Annotated in this window: 8 protein-coding genes; 5 read left to right on the top strand and 3 right to left on the bottom strand. The window is 75.3% G+C overall.

The window, feature by feature from the left end; all coding sequences use genetic code 11:
- Positions 1 to 10: 10 nt before the first annotated feature.
- Positions 11 to 1,231: a phytanoyl-CoA dioxygenase family protein gene (locus UO65_RS04750; protein WP_035279102.1), complete on the bottom strand. Its 1,221-nt coding sequence runs from the start codon at positions 1,229 to 1,231 to the stop codon at positions 11 to 13.
- 346 nt (positions 1,232 to 1,577) lie between these two features.
- Between UO65_RS04750 and UO65_RS04745 the strand changes: the two genes are divergently transcribed.
- Genes UO65_RS04745 through UO65_RS04735 form a run of 3 tightly spaced genes read left to right on the top strand, consistent with a single transcriptional unit; the run spans position 1,578 to position 7,379 of the window.
- Positions 1,578 to 4,589, top strand: coding sequence for a helix-turn-helix transcriptional regulator (locus UO65_RS04745; protein ID WP_084175318.1), 3,012 nt, complete (start codon positions 1,578 to 1,580; stop codon positions 4,587 to 4,589).
- Positions 4,590 to 4,641: 52 nt separating this feature from the next.
- Positions 4,642 to 5,892 (top strand): cation:proton antiporter, encoded by a 1,251-nt coding sequence (locus UO65_RS04740; RefSeq protein ID WP_052020724.1) that lies wholly within the window; start codon positions 4,642 to 4,644, stop codon positions 5,890 to 5,892.
- A complete protein-coding gene (locus UO65_RS04735) occupies positions 5,889 to 7,379 on the top strand; it encodes a DUF885 domain-containing protein (RefSeq protein ID WP_035279098.1) in 1,491 nt (496 codons plus the stop codon). The genes UO65_RS04740 and UO65_RS04735 overlap by 4 nt, the downstream gene beginning before the upstream one ends.
- On the opposite strand, the gene UO65_RS04730 is transcribed toward UO65_RS04735, so the two are convergent.
- Complete coding sequence (locus tag UO65_RS04730; RefSeq protein WP_052020722.1) at positions 7,362 to 8,384, bottom strand: DUF5937 family protein; 1,023 nt, start codon at positions 8,382 to 8,384, stop codon at positions 7,362 to 7,364. The genes UO65_RS04735 and UO65_RS04730 overlap by 18 nt on opposite strands.
- A 66-nt stretch (positions 8,385 to 8,450) precedes the next feature.
- On the opposite strand from UO65_RS04730, the gene UO65_RS04725 reads away from it, so the two are divergent.
- Together UO65_RS04725 and UO65_RS04720 are read left to right on the top strand one after the other, a co-directional pair.
- Positions 8,451 to 9,656, top strand: a complete 1,206-nt coding sequence (locus tag UO65_RS04725; protein ID WP_052020720.1) for an MFS transporter — start codon at positions 8,451 to 8,453, stop codon at positions 9,654 to 9,656.
- Between the two features lie 59 nt (positions 9,657 to 9,715).
- The gene (locus UO65_RS04720; protein WP_035279096.1) at positions 9,716 to 10,204 is read left to right on the top strand and encodes a DUF456 domain-containing protein; all 489 of its coding nucleotides are present in this window, start codon (positions 9,716 to 9,718) and stop codon (positions 10,202 to 10,204) included.
- 5 nt (positions 10,205 to 10,209) lie between these two features.
- Here UO65_RS04720 and UO65_RS04715 read toward each other — a convergent pair whose 3' ends face one another.
- Positions 10,210 to 10,458 (bottom strand): hypothetical protein, encoded by a 249-nt coding sequence (locus UO65_RS04715; RefSeq protein ID WP_035279094.1) that lies wholly within the window; start codon positions 10,456 to 10,458, stop codon positions 10,210 to 10,212.
- Positions 10,459 to 10,503 lie beyond the last annotated feature (45 nt).

Below are 10,503 nucleotides of genomic sequence, written 5' to 3'. Positions count from 1 at the left end.
GGATACCGTCCTAGTCCCGGAACCAGTTCAACTGTTCGACGGCGAGTTCCGCGGCGCCCTCGATGCGCAACCGCCCGGACCCCAGCGCGCCCATCGGGTCCATTTTCCCGGAAACGATCTTGAGGTAGTCGGCGAACGAGGCGCTGATGGTGACCTGGCCCACAGAATCGGGCCGGGCGGCCACCGCGCATTCGCCGCCGGAAACCACGAGCTGCCAATGGTGGTCGGTGCCCTCCCCGGCGATGCGGTAGTCCACCACCGCCTCCCGGTCGCCCGCCTTGGTCGGGCGGAACGCGTCGCGCAGGTTGTTGAACAGGCCCGCCAGCACCACGTGCTCGCCCTCGGCCGGGCTCTGCTCCGGCACGGTGACGAACCGCGAGGCGGGCACCCCGGCCGCCTCGCCGCCGCTGCGCTCGACCACCCGCACCCCCTCCGGCGGGGCCACCCACGACCGGTCCGCCCAGTCCGCGCCCAGCTCGTCCCACCCGGGCAGCGCGCCCGCCAGGTGCGGGCCCAGGGCGTCGGCGGGCACCGGCGTGCTCGCCGACTGCCACCGGTAGTCGGCCGAAAGGCGCAGCCGGTCGGTCCGGTTGGGCAGTGCCCCGTGCGCGGTCAGGCAGTGGAACAGCAGCACGTCGCCCACCCGGTAGTGGGTGCTCGCCCACCGCTCGTCGTCCGGGTCGACCGCGTCGAACCTGGCCTGCACGCCCTCGTTCTGCGACCCGGTCAGGATGGCCAGCCCGCCCAGCTCCGGGGGGCAGTCGACGAACGGGACCCAGGTGGTGAACATGTCCGCCACGCCCTCGACCACGAAGTCCTGGTGCACGTAGAGCCCGGGGGTCGTGCCCAGCCCGGCGGGCCAGACCAGCCTGGCCACCTTGCGCGGGTGGCAGAAGACGTCCTCGCCGACCAGCGCGCGCAACACCGAGGTCAGCGCCGGGTCGTGCGGCAGGGCGTGCAGGTATTCGATTCTCTGGACATCGGTGTATCCGGGGACGAAGTTCGCATTCTTGAAGTCCCTGGCCGGGGGTCTCAGCGCCGCCCGCTCCGGGTCGGCGCCCCCGGCCAGCCAGCCGTCGCGCTGCAATGCCCCGAGCACGTCGCGGGCGAGCTTTCGGATCGGCGCCGGATCGAGCAGGCCGCGCAGGAACACATAGCCCCGATCGGCGATCGCGGCGCGCAGCGCGGCCGGATCGCCCGCGATCGGCGTCGAATCCACCAGTTCCCGCATGACCACTCCTGAAATCGAGGCCGCAATGGTTTCGCCGAATATTTCGACGCGTGCCGGACCGCTGTGCGTTCGAGAGGAATTCAATCGAGCCGAGCGGTTCGGGGGCTTTTCGCGGCCGGCGGCCAGTGCAGCCGTCAACCCCCTCCTGGCCGTGGTCGCCAGCTTATGCGGCCCCGGGGGTGGTCCGGCAAGTTAGGGAAATCCCTGACTTCCCCGTTCAGCCCAACAACTCCGACCCCACCACGCTACGTGTTTTAGGGATCGACCGTCCGGGTGAGTTTACTGGGGCTGCTTGCCTGGAATCGGCTGCGGCGGTAGACAAGTTTGGGACAGTTCGGGCTTGAGCATGAGGAGTTGGGGCAATGCGCCTGGGTATCATGTTCGGCGCACCATCGGGGGCCAGCTTTTCCACGGCGGCTTTCTTATTGAACCCGAAGCGATCGTGAACCGTGACAACGCGCCCACCCGTTCGATATTCGGACGCGGGGCGGAGTTGAAGCTGCTCTCCAGGGCGGTCACCGACGTGGGACGGGGGCACAGCCGCACCATCGAGGTCATCGGCGAGCCGGGCATCGGCAAGACCCGGCTGCTGCTGGAGTTGCGGCGCGACACCGCGGCCTCGCGGATGACCGTGCTCACCGGCCGCGGCGGCGAACCCGGCCGCGAGGTGCCGTTCTCGTTGTTCACCGAGGCCGTCGACGACTACCTGGCCGGTCTCGCGCAGGCCGAGCGCGCCCGGCTGCTGGCCGATCCGTTGCTGGCGCCCGCTTTCGAGCACCTGGGGTGCGTGGCACCCGGCTCCCCGGAGCGGGCGGCGTGCGCGGAGGACGTCGAGCGCAGGCGGCTGTTCAACTCCGTGCGCGAACTGCTCACCCGGATCGCGGGCGGCCACGGCCTGGCGCTGCTGCTCGACGACGTGCACTGGGCCGACCCGGACTCCGCGGACCTGCTGGGGCACCTGGTGCGCCACCCGCCCGCCGGTCCGGTCCTGCTGGCCGTGGCGCACCGGCCCAAGCAGGCGGTGGCCAGGTTGGCGGCCACCCTCAGCTCCGCCGCGCGGTACGGGCTGCTCCAGGTGCTGCACCTGGGCCCGCTGACCCCGACCGCCGCGGACGAGCTGCTGGAGGCGCTGACCCCGGCCGTCGGGCAGGCCGGTCGCGCCGCCCTCTACCGCGCCAGCGGCGGGAACCCGTTCTACCTGGAGGTCCTCGCCGACGCCCGGCGCGGCGGCAGGCCGGCCGAGGCCGAGGGCCCGTGCCCGCGGCTGACGGCCATGCTGCACGCGGAGCTGACGGCGCTGCGCCCGCAGACCCTGGCCGCGGCGCAGGCCGCGGCCGTGCTCGGCGAACCGTTCGACGTGTGCCTGGTCGCCGAGGTGGCGGGCCTGGGCACCGCCGAGGTCTTCGCCGCGATGGACGAGCTGGCCTGCCGGGACCTGGTGCGCCAGCTCGGTTCCTCGTCGCGGTTCGTCTTCCGCCACCCGGTCGTGCGGCACGTCACCTACCGGGCCATCGGCGCGGGCGGGCGGATCGCCGCGCACACCAGGGCGGTCGAGGCGCTGCGGGCCCGCGGTGGTTCGGCGGTGGCGATGGCCCCGCACGTCGAGCGCACCGCCGGGGTCGGCGACACCGACGCCACCCGGGTGCTGGCCGACGCCGCCGGGGACGCGCTGGACCGCGACCCCGCGGTGGCCGCGCAGTGGTTGCAGACCGCGCTGCGGCTGCTGCCCGACCCGCCCGAGTTCCGGCTCCGGCGCAGGGAACTGCTGCTGCGCCTGGCCGAGGCGCACGCGCGGGGCGGGCAGCTCGTGGAGAGCGAGGCGGCGCTGGTGCGGGCGATCGAGATGGTCGACGAGGACGACCGGGACACCCGCACCCGGCTCGTCGCCCAGCGCGCCGGGATCACCCGGCTGCTCGGGCGGCACGCCCAGACGGTGAGCTGCGTCGACGACGAGCTCTCCGGCGGGCAGCGCGCCGACAGCGCCGACGCCGTGGCGCTGCGGCTGGAGCGGACGGTCAACGCCGTGCTCGCGGGCACCGGCGCCTGCCGCGTCGAACCCGAGCCGGTCTGGGCCGAGCAGGCGGTGAGCGCCGCGCTGCGGCTCGGCGACCGCGGCCTGCACGTGAGCGCGCTGGCCGCCGCCGCGCTGGCCGAGGTGGTCGCGGGCGGCTTCGACGCCGCCGCGGAGCTGGTGGCGCAGGCGGGCGGGCGGGTGGACCGGCTCGCCGACGTGGACGTGGCGGTGCACCTCGACGGGGTGGTCTGGCTGAGCTGGTGCGAGGTGCACCTGGGCGAGTCGACGGCCGCGGTGCGCCACCTGGAGCACGCGCTCGTCCTGGCCCGCTCGTCCGGGCGGTCGGTGGACACCACCCGGCTGCTGGTGGTGCTGGCCGCCGCGCAGCTCGACCTCGGTGCGGTCCCCGCCTCCGCCGAGGCCGCCGAGGCCGCGGTGGAGGCCGGGATCGGCCTGCCCGGCACCGAGCTGCGCACGATGACCCTCTACGCCCACTGCCGCGCGCTCGCCCACCGCGGCGCCACCTCCGCCGCGGTGGAGGCGGGGCTGGCCGCGACCAGGGCCGCCGAACCCGGCCGCGGGCTGTGGTGGTCGCTGGCCTGGCTGGCCCTGGCCGAGGCCCGCCTGCTGCACGGCGACCCGCAGGGCGCGGTCACCGCCGTCCGCGCGGTCGTCGGCGACGGGGGACTGGCGGCGGTGCCGCCGATCGCCCGCGCCGAGGTCGCCGAACTGGTGGTGCGCGCCGAACTGGCGCTGGGCAGGCCGGAGGCCGCGTGGGGCTGGGCCGAACGGCTCGACCCGGCCGAACCGCACCGCGCCGGGTTCGCCGCGCTCGCCCGCGCCCAGGTGCTCACCGGCAGCGACCCGACCGCCGCGGCCCTGCACGGGGCGCAGGCCGAGTCGGCGTTCACCGCCGCGGGCAGGCGGCTGCTCGCGGGCCGGGCCCGGCTGGTGACGGCCTCGGCGCTGCTCGCCGCGGGCAAGCAGGCCAAGGCCGCCGCCGAGCTGTTCCGCGCCGAGCAACTGCTGCGCGAATGCGGGGCCGCCGCGCTGGTCGAGCGCGCGGTCGCCGAGCAGCGCAGGCTCGCCAAGGCCACGCAGGCCCCGCCGGAGCCCCGGGCCGGGCTGGCCACGCTCACCGCCCGCGAGCGGCAGGTGGCCGACCTGGTGACCAGCGGGCGCACCAACCGGCAGATCGCCCAGCGGCTCGGGGTCAGCGACAAGACCGTCGAGGCCCACCTGGCCCGGGTGTTCGCCAAGCTGGGCGTGGGTTCCCGGGCCGCGGTCGCCAGCGTCGTCGCCCGCTCCCGCACGGCCATCGGCCTGCTCAGCGAAGGTGCGTGACCCGCACCCGTCCTCCCCGTTCCCGTCGCGACCTGAGAATCCGGAGTTCGCCATGCTTGATTCCCTGCGCTGGCTGGGGCTGCTGCTCGGTGCCCTGGTGGTCACCCTGGCGGTGGCCAAGCTCGGCGGCCTGCTCGCCAGGGCGGTGCGCCAGCCCAGCGTCGTCGGCGAGATCGTCCTGGGCCTGCTCACCGGCCCGTTCCTGCTGTGGGTCGGCGGCGAGGGCGTGCGCACCGCCCTGCTGGGCGAGGGCAGGCTCGACGCGCTGAACACGGTGGCGCACGCGGGCCTGGTGCTGTTCCTGGTCGGCGTCGGGCACGAGCTGAAGGTGGGCGCGGGCATCCCGCGCGCCCGGTCCCTGGTCTGGACCGCGACCGGGGCCATGCTGCTGCCCGCCGCCGCGGGCCTGCTGATGGCGCTCTGGGTGGGCGGGCAGGGCACCGACCTGCGCGGCTCGGCGCCGACGACGTCGTTCGTGCTGGTCATGCTGGTGGCGCTGACCGTCACCGCGGTCCCCGTGCTGGCCCGCATCCTCGACGAGAGCGGCCGGATGGACACCCCCGCGGCCCGGCTCGCGCTCAGCGCCGCGGCGTTCATCGACCTGGTCGCCTGGGCCGTGCTCGCGGTGGCCATCACCGGCGCCACCGGCGAGGGGGACCTGCTGTCGGTCCTGGGCAGGCTGGGGATGCTGGTCGGGGTGGTGCTGGTCATCACCTCGCTCGGCAGGCTGCTGCGGATCGGGCGGGTGCGCGCCGCCGCCGCGGCGCACCGCCGGGTGACGATCGTCCTCATCGGACTGGCCGCCCTCGGCGTGGCGCTGCTGGCGAAGGCGCTGGGGATCAACGAGATCATCCTCGCGCTGGCCGTCGGCCTCGCCCTGCCGGTCGACGGCGAGCGCGGCACCTGGACCCCGGTGGCCGAGACGGTGGCCCGCGGCGGTCGGGAGCTGGTGCCGGTGTTCTTCTTCGTGACCGGCGTCGGGGTGTTCGCCGCGGAGGTCGGCTCGATCCCCTGGGCGGCGATCGGGGTGGCGCTGGTGCTGGCCGTCGTGGGCAAGGTGGGCGGCAGCTACCTCGGCGCCCGGCTCGGCGGCAGCACCCGCGGGGAGAGCCTGGAGCTGGGGGTCCTGCTCAACACCCGCGGCCTCACCGAGCTGGTCGTGCTCCAAGCCGCGTTCACCGCGGGCATCATCACCCCGGCGCTGTACCTGGCGCTGGTCGTGATGACCCTGGTGACCACGGCGATGACCGGGCCGCTGCACAAGCGGCTGACCCGCGAGCCCGCCGAGATGAGGTCCGTGTGACCACCACCCGATCCGCCGCCGACCGCTTCTTCGCCCGGCAGAGCGAGCTGGACCCGGTCCGGGCGGCGCTCTCCGGCGCACCGGTCGACCCCGGCGCCCGCCTCGACTACTCCCCGGCGAACTTCGCCGCCCGGGCCGAGCTGCTGCGCTCCACCGACCCGGGCGGCGACCCCGCGCTCGCCGAACGCCTCGCCGCCGAGACCGCCTACACCGAGGCCGGGCTGGCCACCGAGCTGAACCTGGTGACCTGCCCACCGGTGCTGCTGCGCGAACACCTGGGCCAACTGGCCAGGGACGGCGACCCGGCGGTGCTCGCCGAAGCACTGGCCGGGGTGCCCGCCGCGCTGCGCGGGTACGCCGAGACCCTGCGCGCCACCGCGCTCCCGCCCGCCCGGCGGCAGGTCGAGATGGTGCTCGGCGCCATCGGCTCCTGGGCCGCGGGCACCGAGTTCGGCGACTCCCCGCAAGCGGAGGCGGCTCGGCGGGGCTACGCCGAACTCGCCGCGGTGCTCACCGAGGAGGTCCTGCCGACCGCCCGCCCCGAAGACGGCGTCGGCGTCGACCGCTACCGCGCCGCTGCCCGGTTCCACCTCGGCGAAGACCTCGACCCGGCCCACTGCCACGAGGTCCTGGTCGCCGAACTCGACGAACTCCGCGCCGCCTCCGCGGCACTGGCCCCCCGGGGCGTCCGGGAGACCTGCGCCGAGCTGAACACCGACCCCCGCTGGACCGTCACCGGCCCCGAGGCCCTGCGCGACTGGGCGGTCGAACGCCTCGACACCGCCGCCTCGGTGGGCCGGGAGGTGCTGGTCGCACCACCGGGCCTGGGCGCGGTGCAGGTGCACGTCCCGGTCGAGCACGGCTCCCCGCGCTACCTCCCGCCCGCGGCGGACGGCTCCCGCCCGGCCCGCCTGGTCTGGCCGGTGCCCGCCACCGACCCGGTCCCGGTGTGGAACCAGACGACGATGCTGCACCACGAGGGCGTCCCCGGCCACCACCTGCAACTGGGCACGGCGGTCCTGACCGCCACCTCCGCCTGGGCCGCGCACACCGTCGTCGCGGGCAACGCCGAGGGCTGGGCGGTCTACGCCGAGGGCCTCATGCGCGACGCGGGCGCCCTGACCACCCCGCAGGAGCGCCTCGGCCACGTCCTGGGCCTGCGCCTCAACGTGGCGATGGCCCTGGTCGACCTTTCCGTCCACACCGGACTCCCCATGGGGGGCACGGGTGCTTCGTGGACCCTCGACGGCGCAGCCGCCTTCCTCGCCGCCGAATCGGCGTTCGACGCGGGATCGCTGTACTTCACCGTCCTGCGCTCGGCGGCGTGGCCCGGCCAGGCGCTGACCTACGCCTGGGGTGCGCGCGCGTGGCAGGAGTTGCGCGCGGCCTCGGACGCCGAGGGGACCGACCCGCGCGAGTTCCACCGCCGGATGCTCGCGCTGGGCCCGTGCGGCCTGTCGGTGCTGCGCTCAGCCCTGGGGGCGTAGCCGCCCGTGGCGGGCGCGGGGGGCTGACGCGCCCGCCACGAGCGCGTCCCCCAGGGGCGTGCGCCGGTAGAGGACCGAACGCCCCGCCCGCGCCCGGTCGAGCAGCCCCGCCCGCCGGAGCACCGCCAGGTGGTCACCGACGGCGCCCACGGCCAGACCCAGGCTGCGGGCCAGGTGGGTCGTGCCCGCCGGGTCCGCCAGGGCCACCAGGAGCCGCGCCCGGGACCGCCCCAGCAACGCCGCCAGCGCGTCGGGGTCGTGCCCGCGCGTGGACTCCCACAGCGCAGCCGCACCACGGGCCGGGTAGATGATCGCGGCGGGCCAGGGGGCGTCGAGGTGCACGGCCACCCTCGGCCAGACGAACACCGAGGGCACGAAGAGGAGCCCCGACCCGTCCGAGGCCCGCACCCGCCGCCCCGGCACGCCGGTGACCGCCACCGCGCCGCCGCCCCAGCGAACCCTCGGGTGCAGACCGCCGAGGGCGGCCACCCACCCACCGCCGCCCAACCTCCCGGCCCGGTGGACGACGTCCCGCTCGCAGACGGCCCTGACCTGCGGCCAATCCGCCGCCAGCAACTCGTGCCACGCGGCCGTCAGGGCGTCGGCCAGGTGCTCCACCACCGACGCCGACCCCAACAGCGCGGCCACCCGGGGATCGCCGACCGGGCGGTGCCCGGCACAGGCCGAGATCTCCTCCCGCGCCACGCCCACCGGCGTCGCCAGCACCCGCGCGACGTCCTCCTCCCAGGTCTGGGCGAGCACCGACGGCGGCGGGGTCACGAACGCGGCACCGTGCCGGGGGGACTGCAAGGCCAGCAGCGCGGCGAAACCGGGCTGCAGGCGGAGGCGATCGAACGCGGGCCGTAGGCGGGCCCGCCACGCCTGCGGCAGCCGCACCCGCGACACCCCCGCCAACGCCCGCAGCAGGCCGTCCAGCTCGAACGCGGGCGAAAGGGCGAACCGGGTCCGGAGGAGGTCTTCCCCGGTCACCTCAAGGCGCAGCACCCCACCGACGTTACGCCGCAGAACGTAAGCATGGACGGGCCCCGACCCCGCGCCGATGCTGGGCCGATGCCCCCGGACCCCCCGATCCGCTACCGCGACGTGCTGGCCGAACCCCGCTTCCGCACCGTCTTCGGCGCCCGGTCGCTCGCCACGGCGGCCGACACCCTGCGCACGGTGGCACTGTCCGTCCTGATCTTCCTCGCCACCGGTTCCGCCCTGCTGAGCGCAATCGCCCACGGCGCGTCCTTCGTGCCCCAGTTGATCGGCGGCAGCCTGCTCGGCGCGCTGACCGACCGGGCCGAACCGCGCGGGCTGATCGCGCTCGGGTACGGGGTGGAAAGCGCGGTCGCCCTGCTGCTCGCCACCGGCATCACCCCGGTCTGGCTGAGCCTGTCCCTGGTCGCCGCAATCGCTTTCGTGACACCGGTCTTCACCGGACTCACCGGCCGCGTCATCGCCGACGTGCTCCCCGGCGAGCGGTACGCGGTGGGCCGGTCGATGTCGCTCCTGGCGTCCTCGGTGGCGCAACTGGTCGGCCTGGTGGGCGGTGGGGGAGCGGTGGCGCTCCTGGGGAGTGGGCGGGCGTTGCTCGTGTCGGCCGTCCTGCACGCCCTGGCCTGCCTGTGGGTCCGCACCCGGCTCCCCGTGGGCAGGCCCGCGAGACGCGAACGGACCGGCACCGTCCGTGCCGGTTGGACGACCAACCGGCGCCTGCTCCGCGATCGCGACCTGCGGGTGCTCATCGTCGCCCAGTGGCTGCCGACCGCGGCAGCCGCGGGGGCGGAGGGCCTGTTCATCCCGTACGCCGCCGCGCGGTGGGCGGCGGAGAGCGCGAGCCTGCTGCTGGCCGGACTCCCCGCGGGCATGGTGGTCGGGACCGTCCTGGTGGGCCGGTTGGTGCCCCCGGGGAGCCGCGACCGCCTGGTCATCCCGCTCCTGGTGCTGGTCGGGGCCCCGCTCACGGCCTTCTGGTTCCCGCTGCCGTTCGCCGTCGCGCTGTTCTTGTCCACATTGTCCGGTGCCGGGCTCGCCTACGGCGTGTGTGTGCAGTCCCGGTTCCGGGACCTCGTTCCGGTGAGGGAACGGGGGCAGGCGTTCACCCTCCTGGCCACCGGCCTGATGACCGCCCAGGGACTCAGCCCGGCCGTGTTCGGCCTGGTCGCCGACCACACGACGGCGGGTGCGGCCGTGGCTGTCGCGGGTCTGCTGGCGGTGGTCCACGTGGTGTGGCGAGGACCGGACCTGATCCGGGTGTTGCGGACAACCACCTGATCGTGGCGCTTGTGGCGTTTCCGCCCGGGGTATCCGGACCAACCCACGGAGGAGGAACCATGACCACCGAGACGCACTCGACCGTCCCGACCACCCGCCAGTCCACCGACCCGACGCCGTCCGCCGGGAGGCCCGCCTCGGCCGACGAGCCGGTGCACGCGGAGCGGACTGCGGAGAGGGCCACGCAGCGGCACGCCGAACGGCACGCGGAGCCGCCGAGGAGCGCCGAGGTGCGCCGGGACCGGGAGATGTCCGGCACCACCGGGATGCCCGGCACCACGGAGATGTCCAGGAACACCGAGATGCCGAGGGACACCGACAAGGCGGAGGACGCCGACAGCGGTGGGCTGCGGATCGCCGGTGTCCGGCTGCCGGTTCCCGCGATGGCGCCCGTCGACTCCAAGCGCGCGCTGTGGTGGGGTGGGCTGGCGGCCCTCGCGGTGGTCGGGGTGCTGGAGTGGCCGGTGGCGGCGGTCGTCGGGGTGGGCAGCTTCGTGGCGGAGAAGTTGTCCCGGGAGGACGTTCGCACCGAGCCCCGGGCCAGGTAGCGCGGTCACCTCCGGTTGCGGAGGGCCTGCACCAGCAGTGCGATCGCTTCGACGGCCGCCGGGCTCGCCCCGGCGGCCGTCGCCGCTGCTCGGAGGGCGGGTTCGGCGTGGTGCAGGGCCGGGGTCAGCAGGGTCGAGGCGAGTGCGACCGGGGTCAGCAGGGGTGCCAGCGGGGCGAGGTCGACGACCAGGACCGGGCGCGTGCGGTCCCCGGTGGTCGGCTCGTGGATCAGCTCGAACATGGGCTTGTCCATTCGAGTGAGGGCGGTTCGAGCATCTCCCGCTGCCGGGCCGGGGCC

The sequence above is a fragment of the Actinokineospora spheciospongiae genome (genome assembly GCF_000564855.1).
Lineage (GTDB): Bacteria > Actinomycetota > Actinomycetes > Mycobacteriales > Pseudonocardiaceae > Actinokineospora > Actinokineospora spheciospongiae.
This window is presented reverse-complemented; position numbering and strand designations above follow the sequence as displayed.